Origin of the sequence: Sphingobacterium sp. HJSM2_6, assembly GCF_049316305.1 — a bacterium.
In the GTDB taxonomy this organism is placed as follows: Bacteria; Bacteroidota; Bacteroidia; order Sphingobacteriales; family Sphingobacteriaceae; genus Sphingobacterium.
Genome location: NZ_JBMOXB010000019.1, coordinates 76,235 through 95,385, shown reverse-complemented (window position 1 = coordinate 95,385; position 19,151 = coordinate 76,235). Strand labels below are relative to the sequence as shown.

Sequence of the window (19,151 nt, the reverse complement as noted above, 5' to 3'; positions counted from 1 at the left end):
GAGCGAAAGACGAGATTCGAACTCGCGACCCCAACCTTGGCAAGGTTGTGCTCTACCAACTGAGCTACTTTCGCTTGACGTGCTGCAAATATAGAGAGTTTTGCTAAACTTGAAAAATAAAAATGACTTAAATCTCGCAATGTCCTTTAAATGTGCGTAATAATTTTATTATGATCCATCAAAAAAGCTATTTCAATAGCATTTGGCACGAATTTTATCTATTTTTGTGTTGTTAAAGCCATACTATGCAACTTAGACTTTTATTTATTTTTGTTTTTATTCTTTGTAGTTTCTCTAGCCGATCTGAAACGTATCCGCAAGTAATTTTTGATAATAGCCTTGTGAAGGGTGCTTACGCGCGTAGTTTTGTAGATTATATGGGTGGAAGCTGGGTGGAAAATGTTCATCGACATTTACTCGTGTCAGATAGTTTATTTTTTACTCCAGGAAACGCACTTTCACTAAAGTATCAATCTAATCCTGCTGGGGATTGGAATGTTTTAATTAAATATAGCCGGCAGAAGTTTCATTATCGTGTAACTAAAGATGACGTATTAAATCTAAAAATTTACGTATCCAGTACAAATACGGAGGTCAATCATCTTCCAAAAATAGCTATTCAGCAAGGTGCACATCAATCGGTAGGTTTAGCATTAGCTGCATATATTGAAGAATACAATGAAAATACATGGTTAAGTGTAAAAATTCCTGTTCAAGATTTTGCTGGATTAAATATGGATAATATTATCTCCGGAATTATCTTACAGCAACAGCAGAGTTCTGCTGATTTACATTCTATATTTATCGATCAAATCGAATTCCTTCCCGCTAAATACTCCAACGCTCCTTTAACCTCTGCTGCTATTTTATCGAAGGTTACTGCTTTTGGAAAACATATTGATTTACAATGGCAAGTTCCATTAACTCCAAGTATTCGATATGTAAAAATTTATCGGTCTACAGATAACAAGGAATTTACTCCAGTAGCTATACGCCCAACCTACATGTTAGGTTGTTTAGATTATATTCCCTTATTAGACAAGAAGTATTATTACAAAATTGCCTGGGTAGACTATAATTATCGGGAGTCTCCATTTTCTGAAGTCAAGGAAGTTGAAGCCAAAGAAATTCCAGAAGAACAATTAGTAAATTTAATTCAATTTGCGCATATAAATTACTTCGTCGAGAATTACGATATTAATTCCGGTATGTATATGCCCTTTCGAATAAAAGATAAAGCTACGGTTTCCGTCAAAGAGACAGGTGGTGCTATATTAAGTTTGCTCGTTGGGGTGGAAAAAGGATATGTGAGTAAGCCAATGTTCATCAACCGGATGAAACGTATGGTGGACTTCTTACTGAAAGCACAAAATAACTATGGTTTCTTTCCTGCATATTTTGATGGAAGGAAAGGCTTACCAGAATATTTAGATGGGGAAGCCAAATACGATGTGATGGCAACCAGTTCGATTATAGAGGCCTTATTAGTGACCAGGCAATATCTGAAAGGTGACGATCCTGTCCATGTCGAAATACGTAATGCAATTACGACTATTTGGGAACGTATTAATTGGCAGCAGGCTGTTTTAGGATCAGACTCTACGGTTTTGCGATCTACGCTGAATATGGTTGATGAATTTAATAAAGTAAAACCAGTTTGGGGGATTAATCAAGCGTTGAACACCTACTTATTATCGATTGCCTCGCCGAAGCATCCACTACCTGTTGAATCTTATTTAAACAGCATTACGCATAAGTATGAAAAGTTTCAGGAGCCCATTACGACAGATAGCCTTTTGATTGATTCTACCCAAGTTGATTCTTTATTCGTAGAAGAGACAGCTGAGGTTCTTCCTTTTGTTACTGCAGACTCTTTAATTCGGATGTCGAGTTATCAAGATACCAGTTTATATGGTATTCAAGTACCCTTTGGAAATCTTACTGCCAATTTATTGGAGATTTACAGGCCTTTTGTAACCATAAATCCTAAATTGGCTAAGCTAGGTGAACTCAATCTATATGATATTGTACAACGTTACTCCCAAATTGTTAAACGTCGAGATAATGAAATTGGTGTAGGAATAAGTAATTCTGATATTTGGGGTTTTTATCATTATCCGGATAATGTTGGGGATTTTCGAATTAATCCTGCTATTTCTACAGCTAGTATTTTTGTAGGTAATGTCCAAGCAAAACGTTCGTTAATAACGTTGTATAAGATGTTTGGGGAAACCTTATTTTCGGAATATGGATTTAGGTCTTGGATGGATTTAAAAAGTGATGATGTATCCGATGAATATGTTGCCGCAAATCAAGCGTACGTCGCAGTGATGTTGGAGAATTCGAAAACAGAATTAATCTGGAAATTGTATCAAGAAATTCCAGAAATTAAATCGGCTTCAGAAAGAATATTTAAGAACTAAAATTATAGATAGCTTTGACTATCTTTACACCTATAAAAATCAATAAAAAACATGAAGCGAATCAACTATTTAACCTTTATCTTATTAGCAGGATTGTCAATATCTTCTTGTAAACAACAAGCATTAGTTATTAATCCAGGTGCTGTCGTGAGCAAAGACGGTACAGATGATGGATTGAAGAATGTAAAGAGAGAGTTTGAAGACGCTAAACAAACCAATGAAGGTATTTTAGTTTCCATCTCATCAGATTTATTGTTTAACACCAATTCATCTTATCTTACAGAATCTGCAAAACAAGAATTGAGTAAATTAGCAAATGTATTAAAGGGCAATCAATCCAAAGCCAATGTTCGTGTTGATGGACATACCGATGCTACTGGAACAGCAGAATACAATCAATGGCTTTCGGATAAGCGAGCAGCATCAGTTAAGAAATTCTTAGTAGATTCCGGAATTCCTGATGCACGTGTAAGTATTAAAGGTTGGGGACAATCAAAACCTATCACTGAAAACAAAACACCTGAAGGTCGTCAAAAAAACAGACGAGTTGAGGTCGTTATACTTAAGTAATTTTAAGCAACTCTTTATGAAAAAGGCATCCTTAGCGGATGCCTTTTTTGGTTTTAAACCATTTGGTAAACCAGATTATTTTGGGAAAATCGTGTTGAAATCTAGCTCCATGATTTACCAATAGATTCGTATTTCTTTGGTTTTCACTCGGATCTTCTTCGAAAAAATCGCTTGGAGTTCCGGCTAAATTCCAAGCAAGATCCGAAGGAGATCGGACTAAGAAAATAATTTGTACCGCGTAATACTTAAAATTTTACGATGTTTTTAGGATAAACTACAGCTAATTTCAAGAAAATTTTCATTGGCTTGCTTCCATGGAAGTGTATTTGCATTTGAAATATAGCTATATACCATTCGATAGGTGAATTGTTTATTTAATCGGTTTCCTCTTACTAATTGAAGATGAATACAGATGATGTTGAAAAGGAAAAAATAGGTTTTTTATCCGTTATGCTTATCAATTTATTATATTGTAAGATTGTTATTTAACAGATAAAATGAGATTGATCCAACTTATAAGGGAGTCAAATTCCTAATTTATGAGTAATTTTGTTTTTCAAGAGGGATAAGGCATGTTTATAATATTTGATACAGAAACAACAGGTTTACCAAAGCGTTGGGATGCACCAATTACAGATACGGATAATTGGCCAAGATGTATCCAAATTGCTTGGCAATTGCATGATGAGAAGGGTAGGTTGATTGAGCATCAAGATTATTTAATTAAACCAGATGGCTTCAATATTCCTTATGATTCGGAAAAGATTCATGGAATATCTACGGAATTAGCTGAGCGCGAAGGTGTGCCAATCCATGTCGCTATCGAAAAGTTTAATCAGGCTTTGCTGAAGGCTAAATTTGTGGTGGGTCAGAATATTGGATTTGATATCAACATCATGGGATGTGAATTCTATCGATATCAGGTAGAAAGTCCCATGGCAAAGATGCCGATCTTAGACACCTGTACGGAAGTAACAGCAGATTTACTTAAACTACCCGGAGGGCGTGGTGGTCGCTATAAATTACCAACCTTAACCGAATTACACAGTTATTTGTTTTCCGTTCCATTTGCTGAAGCGCATAATGCAACAGCCGATGTGGAAGCAACTACTCGTTGTTTTTTTGAATTAGTACGAAGGGATGTATTTAAGCCTTCCGATTTACAGGTAGATGTAGGTTATTTTGTTGATTTTAAAGAACATAATCCTAGTGTTTTTCCTACAGCAGGATTAAAACATATCAATTTAAAAGCCGCCTCAGATGCGATTCGATCTGAACAAGGCGAATCAGGCGGGCAGATTGTACTGGATCCAGCCTTACTAGAAGCTTTTGAAGGTGCTGAATTTGCACATCTACATAACCATACGCAGTTTTCGGTCTTGCAATCTACGATATCGATTGATGGCTTGGTACAAGCCACAGCGAAACATCAGTTACCTGCAGTTGCCATGACCGATCATGGGAACATGATGGGCGCTTTTCACTTTGTGTCCAAAGTTTTAGGCTATAACAAGGAACTTGAGGGTAAAAGAGCCGAAGCGGAGGCAAAAAATGAAATATTTGAGGCCAAACCCATTAAACCAATTGTAGGTTGTGAGTTTTATATTTGCGAAGATCGTAAAGATAAAACACGAAAGGATAATGGATTTCAGGTCGTATTTCTTGCGAAAAATAAAGCTGGATATCATAATCTAGCTAAAATGGCATCAATAGCCTATACCGAAGGATTCTATTACGTCCCTAGGATTGATCGTCAAGTGGTAGAACAATACAAAGAGCATTTAATCGTATTATCGGGGAACTTAAATGGGGAAATTCCCAGTAAGGTGTTAAATATTGGGGAATCTCAAGCCGAGGATGCTTTAATTTGGTGGAAATCCATGTTTGAAGATGATTTATACATGGAAATCATGCGACATGGACAGGAGGATGAGGAACGTGTAAACAAAACATTAATTCAGTTAGCTAATAAACATCAAGTCAAACTAATTGCAAGTAATAATACCTATTACATCAATAAGTCTGATGCCCATGCCCATGATATTTTACTATGTGTAAAAGATGGAGAAAAACTAAGTACACCTAAGGGGCGAGGAAGAGGATTTCGCTTTGGAATGCCCAATCAAGAATATTATTTCAAATCGAAAGAGGAGATGAAGAAAATCTTTCAGAATCTTCCCGAAGCTATCCTAAATATTCAAGAAATTTTAGATAAGGTGGAGGTATATTCACTGAATAGGGATGTTTTACTTCCTAAATTTGAAATACCGGAAGAATTTCAACATCCTTTGGATTTAGAGGATGGGGGCAAGCGTGGGGAAAATGCTTTTCTTAAAAATTTAACTTACATAGGTGCGGCCAAACGGTATGAAGAAATCACTGACCCTATCCGCGAACGTTTGGATTTTGAATTAGCAACCATTGAGAATACGGGCTATCCGGGATATTTTTTAATTGTGCAAGATTTTATTGCCAAAGCTAGGGAGATTGGCGTATCCGTAGGTCCAGGTCGTGGATCTGCTGCAGGTTCTGCGGTGGCCTATTGTTTAGGAATCACCAATATTGATCCCATCAAATACGATTTGCTATTTGAGCGTTTCTTAAATCCTGATCGGGTTTCCATGCCCGATATTGATATCGATTTTGATGACGAAGGTAGGGGGCGTGTGATGCAATATGTTATTGATAAGTATGGCGCTTCACAAGTAGCTCAGATCATTACCTACGGTACAATGGCGGCAAAATCTTCCATTAAAGATACCGCTAGGGTATTGGACCTTCCGCTTTCTGATGCGAATGAAATCGCCAAATTAATTCCTAATTTGAAGTTGAGCAAGATCTTCAATATGGAAGACAAGGCGCTGAAAGAAACACTACGATCCGATGAACTCGAAGCAGTCAATAAATTAAAGAATTTAGCCGATGGGGCAGGAATTGAAGCAGAGACGATCAAGCAAGCGCGTGTATTAGAAGGGTCCATGCGTAATACCGGTATTCACGCCTGTGGGGTAATTATTACCCCAGATGATATTACCAATTTTGTGCCTGTTTCTTTGGCGAAGGATTCAGATTTATATGTAACCCAATTTGATAACTCAGTGGTAGAAAGCGCTGGTTTATTGAAGATGGACTTTTTAGGATTAAAAACCCTAACATTAATCAAAGATACAGTAAGCAATGTCAAATTAAGACATGGTATTGAATTGGACCCCGATCATTTTCCGATAGATGATGAACTTACCTACGAGTTGTTTCAGCGGGGTGAAACGGTTGGTATCTTTCAATACGAGTCTCCAGGTATGCAGAAATACATGAAGGAATTAAAACCTACAGTATTTGCCGATTTGATTGCAATGAATGCCTTGTATCGTCCAGGACCAATGGAATATATTCCATCCTTTATTAAGCGTAAGCATGGAATAGAGCCCATCACCTACGATATTGATGCTTGCGAGGAATACTTGAACGAGACCTATGGAATTACTGTATATCAGGAACAGGTAATGCTTTTATCTCAAAAGCTAGCAGGTTTCTCTAAAGGTGATGCCGATGTTTTGAGAAAAGCGATGGGTAAAAAGCAAAAAGCGGTTTTGGATAAAATGAAGCCTAAGTTTATTGCTCAAGCTGAAGCAAAGGGCCATGATGCGAAAAAATTAAGTAAGATTTGGACCGATTGGGAAGCTTTTGCAAGTTATGCATTTAATAAATCTCACTCGACCTGTTATGCTTGGATTGCTTATCAAACAGCTTACCTCAAGGCGCATTATCCTGCAGAATATATGGCAGCGGTATTGTCTAATAATATGAATGATATTAAGCAAGTCACCTTCTTCATGGAAGAATGTAAGCGAATGGGCTTAAAAGTCTTAGGACCAGATGTAAATGAATCCCATTATAAGTTTACCGTAAATGATGAAGGAGCTGTTCGTTTTGGTATGGGTGCTGTGAAAGGAGTCGGGGCTGGTGCTGTGGATACCATTGTAGCTAGTCGGGAAGGGGTTTTATATAAATCCATTTTTGATTTAGCGAAGCGAGTGGACTTAAGAATGATTAACAAAAAAGCCTTTGAAAGTTTAGCTTATGCAGGAGGATTTGACTCGTTTACAGATACACATCGTGCACAGTATTTTTATGCGGAGAATGATCATAGTACTGGTATAGAAAAAGCAATTAAGTTTGCGCAGAAATTTAAAGAAAATGAAAACTCAGTTCAAGTAAGTCTCTTTGGGTCTGGCGGTTCTGCTGAGTTACCTGAACCTGTACTTACAGCATGTTCTGCTTGGGGATTGATTGAGAAATTGAAATTCGAAAAGGAAGTAATTGGTATTTATTTAACCAGTCATCCTTTGGATAATTATAAGTTTGAATTAAAGCATTTTTGTGCAAATAATGTCACCGATCTGCAATTGATTAATAAGGTGAAGGCTTCCGAAGTGGAGCAGGAGGTACTGTTAGATTTCAACCGCATTAAAAATAAGGAAATCATATTGGGTGGAATTATAGCTCTCGCTAATCATCGGGTGGCAAAATCAGGTAAACCATTTGGATCTTTTATCATTGAAGATTATTACGATTCGTATGAGATTATGGTATTCGGGGAGGATTATGTGAAATTTAAAGGATATTTACAAGAAGGCTATTTCGTACAAATACGTGGATTAGTTCAAGAGCGATTCAAGCAAGTTGGAAATTGGGGTTTTGAATTGAAAAACATACAATTATTATCAGATTTGCGCGAGAAAATGGCTAAATCATTCACTATTCAGTTTCCATTACATGTATTGGATCATGAATTTATGGATACTTTAAAGGAGTTGATTGGTAGTACGCATATTGAAGGGCAAGAGGCTAATTGTCAACTGAAATTCAAAATTATGGACGTCCAAGAAGAGATTTCTATAGAAATGCCTTTGAAAAAACGCAAGATATTCATAACCAATGACTTTCTAGATGGTTTGGAAAGTTTGGAAGGGGTGAATTATAGATTAAATTGATAAGCTATAGAAAATTATTAATTCAAATGGAATTGCATTCGCAAGGCATTGCGTATATTTGTTCGTAGAATTTGTAAATCATAAATAGAGAAAACATGGCATTAGAAATTACAGATAGCAACTTTGAAGAAGTTGTATTAAAATCAGATAAACCAGTATTAATTGATTTTTGGGCAGAATGGTGTGGCCCATGCCGTATGGTAGGTCCTTTAGTGGATGAAATTGCTACAGAATATGATGGAAAAGCGGTTGTTGGTAAAGTAAACGTAGATAATAACCCAGATATTTCTGTACGTTATGGAATTCGTAACATCCCTGCATTACTTTTCTTCAAGAATGGCGAAATCGTTGACAAGCAAATTGGTGCTGTTCCGAAGTCAGTATTAACAGAAAAATTAGAAAAACAACTAGCTTAAGTTTTAATACTTAGGTAGGATTATATAAATCCTAATAAAAAATCCCTGAACACTTATTTCAGGGATTTTTTATTAGGCCTTATTTTTTGTTAAATACGGTATTGTACACCGAACATCAACCACCGGGTAGGTAATGGTACGGCTGCAATTTCTATGTATTTTTCGTTAAAGAGGTTTTGCACATCCAAGTTAAATCCAATTTTTTTCGGTTGATACGCCAATCGTAAATCAGCTACGTAATAGGCGTTTCCCGAAATTCGTTGTATAAGTCTGTTTGCGGATGATAATTGTATTTGCTTATATTGATAACTTAGGATACCTTGGGCTTGATGCTTTAAGGAATTAATGCCATATTTTGTCATCATTTGATTGGTTTTGTTAATTATTGATGGATTTAAATATGTGTAATTTATTGAAAAGGAAATAGATTGGATTTTACTCAATGCATGAATATACTGCGTTTGTGTAAATATGCCATGGGTCTTATTATTTCCTAAATTATTGGCTTGGTAGGGTTCTGTGGTACTGGAACGAGTCCAATCAATAAAATTGTCGATATCACGGTAAAAATACCCTATTTTGCTATTGAATTTGCTGGTATTAAAACTCAGGGATATATCATTTTGCCAGGAATTTTCTGATAAAAGAGCTGGATTACCAATGTTAGACATTTTTTGATTCAAATATAGGTCGGTATATGTGGGGATCCGTTGGCTACTTCCAGTACTCGCAGAAAGTTTCCATTGGTCTGAAATTAGGTAGCTGACATCAATTCCAGGGAATATTTGCCAGTTATAATCAGAATTGTAATTAATATATGCCCCTATATTCAACAGGAAGTTTTTAATTTCGGTAGTCCTAAATTCAGTGTATGCTCCCCAATTGTTTCGTTGATGGTCGCCAATATTCGAACTGTTTATTTTTTCCAACCGACTTTCCAAACCTAATCCAAGATCTCCAAAACCAAGATCAACAGCTGCATTTAGCTCTGCGGTTAAGGTATGGGTATAGTGTCTACTTCTTGCCTTCGTTAAGTCATTCCGGTAATACCGGTAATCATCTTCATTATAGCGGTAACTAAGTCTTGGACTTAGGTTGAATTTGCTGTTCAATTGATGCTTTGAAGATAGACTAGAAATAGCGGTTTTCACATATTCCTCCGATTCAATATCCCCAGGTGCTGCATAATAGCCATTCGCTCCAAATTTATTATCCATATATCCAGCCATGACTTGTATTTCATTGTGCTGGTTTAATTCGATTAAATTTTGATAAAATAGCTTGTAATTATCTGAAGCGGTATTGTATCGCTGACCATTACTATGTTCTTTGGCAATAAAAAATTGATGTTGATGGTCTTTTTGGTATATGTCGGCACTTAATTGTAAGCCTGTCGCATAATACTTGCCCGATTTATCGCTTTCTTCTACATCCTGAAAGGATGATCCCACATAAGCATTGGTTTCGATCTTACTAGCGTCGACTTTAGTTGTGACAATATTGATAGCTCCAGTAAGTCCATTGATACCATATATTCTAGATGCAGGTCCTCTTAGTATTTCTATCCGTTCAATACTACTTAAAGCGATAGGTAGGTTCAGCATGTGATGACCTGTCTGTGGGTCGGATATTTTTACGCCATTAATCAATATGATGGTTTGATCGAAGCTTCCACCATCTATTCCAATGTCTGCTTGCGTTCCAAAAGCCCCTCGCTGTCTGATATCTACGCCTGCAGCAAAACGTAAAACCTCTGGTAAACTGATACCTGGAAGTTTTTGGATTTCTTCTTTACTTAGGATTTGTACATTTCTATTGTTTTGGCTGAAAGGGATCTGAAGTCTATTTTCCTGAATGATCACCTCCTTAATTTTGGTGGTGTCGGATGACAATTGTTGGGAGGAGACGACAGCAGGTAAAATGGTTAATGCTAATAAAAGTTTAGTTGGCAACATAATTTAACAATTTCAAAATTTTTCAAAGGTATAGAAATATAATTAATAAGAAAGAAAATGGAAGAAATAGATTTTAGTAGAAATTTTAGTGTTTTCCAAAGCTAAGGCTGCATTATAGACCTTTGGAAAACTTGTTTAGCAGATTGACCATAAATAGCAGAAATCTTTAATAGCCGATCCATGTTTAAATTAACATGTTAATATAAAGCTATTAACGAAACTGGAAAAGAAAAATGTGCTACAGTCTATATAAACATCGTTCTTTTCCTCTTCTAAAGGCTCCTAATCTTAGTTCAGAACCTTCAAATATTTTGTAGAACGTTAATTATTTGTCAAAACGGATGAAGGAGTGAATCCAAAATACTCTTTAAATGTAGTAGAAAAATGCGAAAGGTTTTCAAAACCTACCTGTAAATAGATGTCAATAGGTTTTTGTTTTTTTTCTTTGATCAAGTAATGTGCTTTTTGTAATCTTTGTTCACGGATCCATTTTTCTGGGGTCGTATCAAATATTTTCTTAAAGTCTCTTTTGAAGGTCGAGATACTTCGTCCGCTCAATCGAGCAAACTCTTTTAGTGAAACATGATACACATAATTTTGCAGCATAAATGATTCTAAATCAATTTTAAAAGGTTCAGAAAAATCGAAAAGCCAATTTTTTGTATTACTGCCCCTCTGTAATAATAATTCAATGGCCTCCCGAATTTTTAGTGTTGTTATTGCCTCATTTAATACCTCAGGATTTTCGTAGTAGGGTAGTAATGATTGAAAAAACGCTTCCAAAAAGCTGTTCGGACTTAGGTTAATCACCTGGCTTCCTGAATATTGAGTTTGCGGTTCTATATTTTTTTCTGCCGCATATTTTCGTAATTCTTCTTATGTTAGAAAGATACTCACTGATTTAAATGGTTCACCGTTTGTACCTGGTATTTTTTCACCTTTTGCCAATTGGTTTCTTCTTAAAAATACAATATCACCTTCTACAAATACGTTAGTGGCATCAGGCTTAAATAATTGAATGCTTCCAGATTGTATATAGGTAAGGGCATGTTCTTCAACTAGCTGTTCTTTTTCCAATTTCTCTTGGTAGTAGCAAGAATATAATATTCCTTTTTGTTTGTTTAACATTCCATGAAGATAAGTAGGAAAGATCAATTATTCAGCAAAAAGACCACTAATTTAACTAGTTAATTTTCAGGTATTAGTTGATCAATTTAGCATAAAGCTGTTTATTTTATGGTCTTAAACGGATTAGACTTACATTAAAAGAGGATTGAATGGAAAAAAATTAAGGCTGAACTTGTGAACAAATGTTTTTGAACTTCTGACGAAAACAAAATCCTTTAATTCCTTTCATCTTTGTAGGGCAGTTCAACAAGTTCATCGAAATTAAAATGGATGCCGATGAGGCTTTAAGGAATATCAAAGTGATAATCAATAAAATCACGAATATTGAACAGCAAGGGAAGGATGGACTTCTTAAATCTACCAGTAAATACGTACTTTAATTAATTTGCTATACCAATGAACAATTTATTACCCAAACTTATTACGCTAGTCATCCTTGGCATTTTTGCCTTCATGATCTATTATATGAGTAGTCGATTAAGGATACATTTCAATTTACCCTCCAAATGGCTTGTTATTATGACTGTTAGTACGATATTAATTGGCGCAATGGTTTTGATTTTTATTTCGGTTAAAAGTAGTAGCCCAATTGTTGGTAGTCTTAGCATACTGGGCGGCTATATACTTGTCTTTAGTATATTCCTATTGATGTCATTGTTGCTTATGCAGCTCGTACAGCCTGTACTCCAATTGCCCTATTTGATGACAGGATGGATTGCTTTAGCATTAGCATTAATCCCAACAGTTATTGCAGCATTAAACGCCTCAAATTTTGAAGTCAACGAACGAACGGTTTATATTCCAAAATTAGATAGGAGTATGCAAATTATGCTGATTACCGATGTTCACCTAGGCCATCATCGGGGAAAAGCTTATTTGGAGAAAATAGTTGAGGAAACTAATAAACGAAATCCGGATATCATCTTATTGGCAGGAGATTTAATGGACTCTGAAGTTGCCTTATTTCCAGAAATTTTAAGTCCACTAGCAGCTTTCAAAGCTCCAGCCTATTATGTGAGTGGAAATCATGAGAAGGCCATAGATGAACAGAAAGCTTTAAAACTTATAGCTGAAAATGCTGTACAAGTATTGCATAATAACGTGTTGGAAGTTGCTGGATTACAAATTATCGGACTTGACTACATGAATGCGGATGATGATGCTTTTGATATGCATCCTTCTGATAATAACCAGACCATCAAAGAAGTTTTAAATCAATTGGAATGGGACCGAGATAAGGCAGTCGTATTAATGCATCATAGTCCTGTTGGAATAAATTATGCGCAGGATTTGCAGGTGGATTTATTTGTAGCAGGGCATACGCATGCAGGACAAGTATTTCCATTTACATACTTAGCAAACTTCATTTTTAAATATAATAAGGGTTTACATAAGGCAGGTAAAACAACGGTTTTCGTATCTCAAGGTGCAGGGACTTTTTTGAGTAGAATGCGTTTAGGTTCAAGAAATGAAATTAATTTATTAAACTTAGTTCCAGCATTATAACTTTTCCTAACGGATTCTTAGGTTTAAGTATTTTGCTATGGAGGCCATAGGTGTTATAGAATGAATTATTTAGGTTATACTTTCCAATTTATCCATTTTTTTATTAAGTATTAATTTCATAGGTGAATTAAATTAATGAGTTCGCTACCTTTTAATTTTAAGATGAGGTTGCCCGGCTTCAATCCATGCGGAATACCATAACGAGGCGACAGCATGAATAGACGAGCGTAATTGTTTCTCCACCATACCATGGAGTAGCTTGTGGTAAGTTTGTACATAATGATCGGAATAGGAATGCATGATCACTTTATTTCTAAAGTTATATGACTTTTGCTGCAAAACCGGAATTAGCGCCTTTACCATTCGGTCTTTTATCAAAAGGCTATCTAGCAATTGATGACTTTGCTGGATGGTATTCCAACTGTAGGATAATACATCCTCAATGTAATCTGCTTTTCCTGTTAATAAATTATATTGACTTGCAAATTTTTCAGGAATTCTGGTTTCCCAAAGCGCATGTATACCAGTTTGATTGCTGAATTGCCCATTGTAATTACTGCTCGTATGTAGGGGTACATGCGCATCGGCCATATAATGACCTAAGTCTGCCGCCAATTTGATGATTCTATCGGTGTTTTTTTGTTCCAAAGCCTCTTTCAATTGATCATATGTTCGTTTGATTTGCCAAGGTATAATTCCTCGAGCGAGTAAATAGGATGGGGAATGGAGCTTTTCTACCTTGTACCAAGGTAAAAATAAGGAGTCAGTTAGTTTGTGTCTATCTAAATCGATAAAATGTTTGACAGCTTCGTTCGTGTCAATATGGACTCGCTTGTCTGGGTTCACCGCATATTCCTTTATTAAATATTGGTTGAATTTGAAAAATGGAATTAATTCTTTGGGTAGACTATATACAGCTGTTTCATTAATAAGTTGATGACTATAGAAACCCCAAGAGCTTAAAAATAAGGTGGATAGCAAGCAGAAAGAATAGAGTGATAATATTTTCATATAGGTTAATTTATTTCTTTAAATATAATAACTATTAATTTTTATTCGCTGACTTTTTTATCAAGACTAATAAGCTTAAATTTGTTGATATGTGGTCATTAAATGAATTAGCATGAAGATATTATATGCAGTTCAAGGTACTGGGAATGGGCATCTCACAAGAGCAATAGATATTATCCCTTGCCTTAGAAAATATGCAGAGGTTGATGTGTTGGTTAGTGGTATACAAGCTGATATAACCTTACCATTTGAAGTAAAATATCGTTATCATGGCTTGAGCTTTATTTTCGGAAAATCCGGGGGAGTTGATTTGTGGAGAACATTTATGAGTTCTACAGTCCGTAAATTTGTCAAGGAAGTGAATGCAGTTCCGATCGAGGAGTATGATTTAGTTATCAATGATTTTGAGCCTATATCGGCATGGGCATGCTATTTCAAAGAGCTTTCCAGTATTGGACTAAGTCATCAAATAGGGGCCTTTGATCAAGCTAGTCCAAAACCAGAGGAAACGGATATGCTAGGGAAGTTCATCATAAAAAATTATGCCCCGACTACTCATTCCTATGGTTTCCATTTTAAATCCTATGCCAAGCATATTTTTACACCTGTTATACGTCAATCCGTAAGGCAATTAGATCCTCAAGATTTAGGACATTATACGGTTTATTTACCTTCTTATGATGATGCTCATCTGCTAAAGCACCTGTCTAGATTTCCAGATGTGAAATGGGAGGTGTTTTCAAAACATAATCGAAGGCCATTTAAAATGAAGAATGTGTCCATTAATCCGATTGATAGTGAGGCTTTTGTACAGAGTATGGCGAATGCATCAGGCATACTTTGTGGGGCCGGTTTTGAAACTCCTGCAGAAGCCTTATATTTAAAAAAGAAATTATTGGTTATTCCTATGAAAAACCAATACGAACAGCACTTGAATGCTGCATCATTGGAAGAGCTTGGCGTTCCGGTGATCAAGAGTTTAAAGAAAAAATCAGAATTAGAAATTGAATCTTGGTTGAATGCAAAGTCCATAGTCAGTGTGGATTATCCAGATTGTACTGAACAAATTATTGAACAAATTTTAGAAAAACATAAAAAATAAATGAAATCAATCCTAACCTTAATCGCCTGTACATTTTTTACTTGGAGCTTTGCTCAAACAACCTATACCGCTAATGATTCCTTGTCGTACGCCATGGGACAAGACTTGGCGCAATATATCAAGAAAATGGAGCTTCCTATTCAAAATAAAATTTTATTACAAGCCTTTACGGATGTTTTAGAAGGAAAACCAACGAAATTTACGGACGATCAAAAAGACGTGATTCTTAGGGATGGTATGCAACGTATTCAAGAGGAGAAGAATGCGGGAATAAAAGCAAAAGCTCAAGCCTTTTTAGATGCAAATAAAAAGAATCCAAATGTAAAAGTTACTGCAGAAGGAATTCAATACCTCGTATTAAGAGAAGGAACTGGAGTTCAAGCCAGCGAAACTGATTCCGTCGTTGTGCATTATATTGGTAGTGTAGCCGAAGGAGCTGAATTTGACAATTCATACGAACGCGGTCAACCCATTGAGATTACATTAGATAATGTAATAGAAGGTTGGAAATATGCTATTCCTTTAATGAAAGTAGGTTCGAAATATAAATTTTTTATTCCTTATCATTTAGGATATGGCGAACGAGGTAGTGGTCCAATTCCACCATTCAGTACACTAATTTTTGAAGTAGAGCTAATTGATGTTAAAAAATCGATTCCTGATGAAACAGCGTAACATTGGTCAATCCAATATTAGCGTTTCTGAAATTGGCTTAGGAGCAATGTCCTTATTGCCCGGGAATGATTTAACGAATCAATATATCATCGATCAAGGGACAGAAGTGGGTATCAATTATGTGGACACTTCTGATCTCTATGATCAAGGTAAAAATGAAGAACTTTTAGGGAAATTATTAAAATCCCGGAGAAAAGAATGGATTATCGGGTCAAAAGTTGGCAATCGTTGGAGAGAAGATGGTTCAGGTTGGGATTGGGTGCCATCGAAAGCATACCTAATTTCTGCCGTTGAGGGGAGTTTAAAGCGCTTACAAACTGATTATCTTGACCTGTACCAATTGCATGGTGGGATGATTGAAGATCCAATCGATGAGATAATTGAAGCCTTCGAACTGTTAAAAGATCAAGGAAAAATTCTGGAATATGGTTTATCGTCCATTAGGCCTCAAGTTTTTAAGCTGTACGCTGCGCGTAGTGCTATGCAGTCTAATATGATGCAATTTAGTTTAATAGACCGTAGACCGGAAGAATACTTGGATTTTTTGGAGGGGCATCAAATTTCTGTCTTTGCAAGAGGAACATTAGGGCAAGGTTTATTAATAGACAAAATAGCAAAGAATTATTTAGACCAGTCCGTTACAGCTATTATTAGCCTTCAAGAAAAACTCAAAGAATTAGCCAATTCTTTTGGAGTTAGTCCATTAGCACTAGCAATAAATTATCCATTAATACATCAAACTGTTTGTAGCTCAATTGTTGGTGTTCGAAATAAAGAACAAATGAAAAAGCTCGTTATCGCTATTGATGAATTAAACAAAATTCCCGAAAATGCCTATTCTGAGCTATTAGCAGGAATAGCTATTCAAACTTATAAAGATTATCGTTAACTATAATTTATTAGTTAAAATACTTTTTGAGTATTATTTGTAAATCCTCAGGCGTATCTATAGCATCGTTACTATGGTTTGATAAAGCTGTTTTAATTCGGAATCCGTTTTCAATCCAACGCAATTGCTCTAGAGACTCTGCCAGTTCTAATTTGGATGGTTTAAGTTGTGTTAATTTTTTCAATACATCCACCTGATAACCGTAAATTCCGATATGATTGTAAAAGTCTGTTTTTTCTAGCCACTGATGGATCTCCACTCCTCTAAAGTAAGGTATCGGATGACGAGAAAAATATATAGCTTCTTGATCTGTATTTAAAATAACCTTTGGTTTATTGGGATTGGTTAACTCGTCTTGTAACGTGATTTTTCTAATTAAGGTAGCGATTTCAACTTGAGGGTTAGCGAAGCATGAAACTAATAAGTCGATCTGTTGTGGGTCTATAAAAGGCTCATCACCTTGAATATTTACAGCAATATCAAATCCTTGGATGTTATTTATCACCTCAGCGCAACGGTCTGTTCCAGATTGGTGATTTTTATTGGTCATAATCACATTTCCTGCAAAGGATTTTACCTGATCGAATATCCGTTGATCATCCGTTGCGACGATTACTTCATGTAGAGATCCAGCATGTTTGCATTGATTGTACACCCGTTGGATCATTGTTTGACCGGCAATATCAATTAAAGGTTTTCCAGGAAATCTAGAAGAATCAAAACGTGCAGGAATTATACCAATAACTTTCATGTTGTAAAATTATTTATATTCATGAATTAGCCATTAGCAATGAAAATTCATGAAATGCGTAATGAAAAAGATGACTACATTAAAAATTTAATTCAAGTACCTAGGACTTAAAATAATCCATAAAGTTCAGTTTCTATTTTTTGAATAATAGTACCTAAGTCTTCGTTGTTATTGGCAAAGTCTAAATTATCTTTATCAATGATAAGTAATTTTCCTTCTTTATAATTACCAATCCATTTCTCGTATTTTTCATTCAATTTAGATAAATAATCTAAACGAATGCCCGATTCATAATCACGACCACGTTTTTGGATATTATTGACCAAGGTTGGTACAGATGCCCTTAAATAAACTAATAAATCTGGTGGTTTGATATAATGAATGATACTTTGAAAAATATCACTGTAGTTTTCAAAATCACGAGCACTCATTAATCCCATATCAAACAAGTTCTCTGCAAAAATATACGCGTCTTCGTAAATGGTTCGGTCTTGGATCATATTGATTTCCCGATTTTGTAAATCGACAATATGCCTAAAACGACTATTTAGAAAAAATATCTGAAGGTTAAATGCCCATCTTTTCATATCACTGTAGAAGTCCTCTAAGTAAGGATTATTTTCTACCGCTTCATATTGAGGGTCAAATTTTAAATGTTTAGCTAAGCGCTCGGTAAGCGTAGTTTTACCTGCACCAATATTTCCTACGATGGCTATATGCATATCTTTTAATAAAATCTTTTAAGGCCAATGATTTCACGCACTTCCTTAATGGTTTTGGAGGCACTTGCTTCTGCTTTTTCAGCTCCTAATTTTAAAACTTTTTTAATATATTCTTCATCTTTATCGATGTCGTTTATTCGATTTCTAACGTTTGCTGTAGCTAAAACCATATCTTCAGCTAATTGTTTTTTGAAATCACCATAGCGTATTTCACAACGATTATACAAGTCTTCAAAGTGATTCCAGGTATCAGTTGTGGATACAACCTTCATTAAATCGAATAAATTCTGAATGGAGTCCGGTTTGGTTTGATTCGGTTCTGTAGGTCCTGCATCAGATACAGCACGCATAATTTTTTTTCTAACCACTTCTTCCGCATCGGATAGGTAAATGCAATCAGCATCCCCATTGGATTTACCCATTTTTCCTTGTCCACTTAAACCAGGAACTTTAACCAATTTATCGGTATATGCAAATGCAAATGCTTCTTTAAAATAATCAACTTGATACAATCGATTAAATCTATTTCCAAAGGTTCTCGTCATTTCCAAATGTTGCTCTTGATCTTTTCCCACAGGAACCTTTATGCCATGATGAATCAAAATATCACAAGCCATTAATACAGGATAGGTTAATAATCCGGCATTGACATTATTTGGGTTTGCACGGATTTTATCTTTGAATGAAGTAGCACGCTCTAATTCACCCAAGTAGGCGTTCATATTCATGTACAGGTAAAGTTCTGCAACCTGAGGAACGTCAGACTGCACGTAGATGGTGGATTTTTCAGGATCTAAACCAGCAGCTAAATATTCGACGACAACCTGTCTTACCGTTTGATTTAAATCGCTAGGTGTGGGATGAGTGGTTAATGAATGTAAGTCGGCAATGAAAAAATAGCAATTGTATTCATTTTGCATTTTCACAAAATTTTGCAATGCCCCATAATAATTCCCTAAATGTAATTTCCCGGTACTTCTGATACCACTAACAACGGTTTCCATATGCT

Annotated in this window: 15 protein-coding genes and 1 tRNA gene; 8 read left to right on the top strand and 8 right to left on the bottom strand. The window is 35.7% G+C overall.

Going from position 1 to position 19,151, the window contains the following annotated elements:
* Position 1: 1 nt before the first annotated feature.
* Positions 2 to 74, bottom strand: a tRNA-Gly gene (locus ACFRAE_RS15770).
* Positions 75 to 245: 171 nt separating this feature from the next.
* On the opposite strand from ACFRAE_RS15770, the gene ACFRAE_RS15765 reads away from it, so the two are divergent.
* The 4 genes from ACFRAE_RS15765 to trxA all read left to right on the top strand — a co-directional run bounded on the left by ACFRAE_RS15765 (position 246) and on the right by trxA (position 8,403).
* The gene (locus ACFRAE_RS15765; RefSeq protein WP_422798132.1) at positions 246 to 2,423 is read left to right on the top strand and encodes a glucoamylase family protein; all 2,178 of its coding nucleotides are present in this window, start codon (positions 246 to 248) and stop codon (positions 2,421 to 2,423) included.
* 51 nt (positions 2,424 to 2,474) lie between these two features.
* Entirely contained in the window at positions 2,475 to 2,993 is a 519-nt protein-coding gene (locus ACFRAE_RS15760; RefSeq protein ID WP_422798131.1) for an OmpA family protein, read from the top strand.
* A gap of 572 nt (positions 2,994 to 3,565) precedes the next feature.
* Entirely contained in the window at positions 3,566 to 7,987 is a 4,422-nt protein-coding gene (gene dnaE / locus ACFRAE_RS15755; RefSeq protein ID WP_422798130.1) for a DNA polymerase III subunit alpha, read from the top strand.
* Between the two features lie 95 nt (positions 7,988 to 8,082).
* On the top strand, positions 8,083 to 8,403 hold the full coding sequence (gene trxA / locus ACFRAE_RS15750; protein ID WP_422798129.1) for a thioredoxin: 321 nt from the start codon (positions 8,083 to 8,085) through the stop codon (positions 8,401 to 8,403).
* Between the two features lie 89 nt (positions 8,404 to 8,492).
* Here trxA and ACFRAE_RS15745 read toward each other — a convergent pair whose 3' ends face one another.
* The 3 genes from ACFRAE_RS15745 to ACFRAE_RS15735 all read right to left on the bottom strand — a co-directional run bounded on the left by ACFRAE_RS15745 (position 8,493) and on the right by ACFRAE_RS15735 (position 11,486).
* Entirely contained in the window at positions 8,493 to 10,358 is a 1,866-nt protein-coding gene (locus tag ACFRAE_RS15745) for a TonB-dependent receptor plug domain-containing protein (protein WP_422798128.1), read from the bottom strand.
* Between the two features lie 321 nt (positions 10,359 to 10,679).
* A complete protein-coding gene (locus tag ACFRAE_RS15740; RefSeq protein ID WP_422798134.1) occupies positions 10,680 to 11,201 on the bottom strand; it encodes a helix-turn-helix domain-containing protein in 522 nt (173 codons plus the stop codon).
* A gap of 33 nt (positions 11,202 to 11,234) precedes the next feature.
* Positions 11,235 to 11,486, bottom strand: a complete 252-nt coding sequence (locus ACFRAE_RS15735) for a hypothetical protein (RefSeq protein WP_422798127.1) — start codon at positions 11,484 to 11,486, stop codon at positions 11,235 to 11,237.
* Positions 11,487 to 11,882: 396 nt separating this feature from the next.
* On the opposite strand from ACFRAE_RS15735, the gene ACFRAE_RS15730 reads away from it, so the two are divergent.
* Positions 11,883 to 12,992 (top strand): metallophosphoesterase, encoded by a 1,110-nt coding sequence (locus tag ACFRAE_RS15730; protein ID WP_422798126.1) that lies wholly within the window; start codon positions 11,883 to 11,885, stop codon positions 12,990 to 12,992.
* Between the two features lie 144 nt (positions 12,993 to 13,136).
* Here ACFRAE_RS15730 and ACFRAE_RS15725 read toward each other — a convergent pair whose 3' ends face one another.
* Complete coding sequence (locus tag ACFRAE_RS15725; protein ID WP_422798125.1) at positions 13,137 to 14,003, bottom strand: zinc dependent phospholipase C family protein; 867 nt, start codon at positions 14,001 to 14,003, stop codon at positions 13,137 to 13,139.
* A gap of 112 nt (positions 14,004 to 14,115) precedes the next feature.
* Between ACFRAE_RS15725 and ACFRAE_RS15720 the strand changes: the two genes are divergently transcribed.
* The 3 genes from ACFRAE_RS15720 to ACFRAE_RS15710 are packed head-to-tail and all read left to right on the top strand — an operon-like array spanning position 14,116 to position 16,669.
* Positions 14,116 to 15,105 (top strand): glycosyltransferase family protein, encoded by a 990-nt coding sequence (locus tag ACFRAE_RS15720; protein WP_422798124.1) that lies wholly within the window; start codon positions 14,116 to 14,118, stop codon positions 15,103 to 15,105.
* A complete protein-coding gene (locus ACFRAE_RS15715) occupies positions 15,106 to 15,780 on the top strand; it encodes an FKBP-type peptidyl-prolyl cis-trans isomerase (RefSeq protein WP_422798123.1) in 675 nt (224 codons plus the stop codon).
* Positions 15,767 to 16,669: an aldo/keto reductase gene (locus ACFRAE_RS15710; protein ID WP_422798122.1), complete on the top strand. Its 903-nt coding sequence runs from the start codon at positions 15,767 to 15,769 to the stop codon at positions 16,667 to 16,669. Before ACFRAE_RS15715 ends, ACFRAE_RS15710 begins: the two co-directional genes overlap by 14 nt.
* 10 nt (positions 16,670 to 16,679) lie before the next feature.
* Here the strand turns inward: ACFRAE_RS15710 and kdsB are convergent, their stop codons facing one another.
* The 3 genes from kdsB to trpS form a co-directional block, all read right to left on the bottom strand.
* Positions 16,680 to 17,420 carry a 3-deoxy-manno-octulosonate cytidylyltransferase gene (kdsB, locus tag ACFRAE_RS15705; protein ID WP_422798121.1) on the bottom strand — a complete coding sequence of 247 codons (741 nt, stop codon included), beginning with the start codon at positions 17,418 to 17,420 and terminating at the stop codon, positions 16,680 to 16,682.
* Positions 17,421 to 17,527: 107 nt separating this feature from the next.
* Positions 17,528 to 18,142 carry a deoxynucleoside kinase gene (locus tag ACFRAE_RS15700; protein ID WP_422798120.1) on the bottom strand — a complete coding sequence of 205 codons (615 nt, stop codon included), beginning with the start codon at positions 18,140 to 18,142 and terminating at the stop codon, positions 17,528 to 17,530.
* 5 nt (positions 18,143 to 18,147) lie between these two features.
* On the bottom strand, positions 18,148 to 19,146 hold the full coding sequence (trpS, locus tag ACFRAE_RS15695) for a tryptophan--tRNA ligase (RefSeq protein ID WP_422798119.1): 999 nt from the start codon (positions 19,144 to 19,146) through the stop codon (positions 18,148 to 18,150).
* Between the last annotated feature and the right edge of the window lie 5 nt (positions 19,147 to 19,151).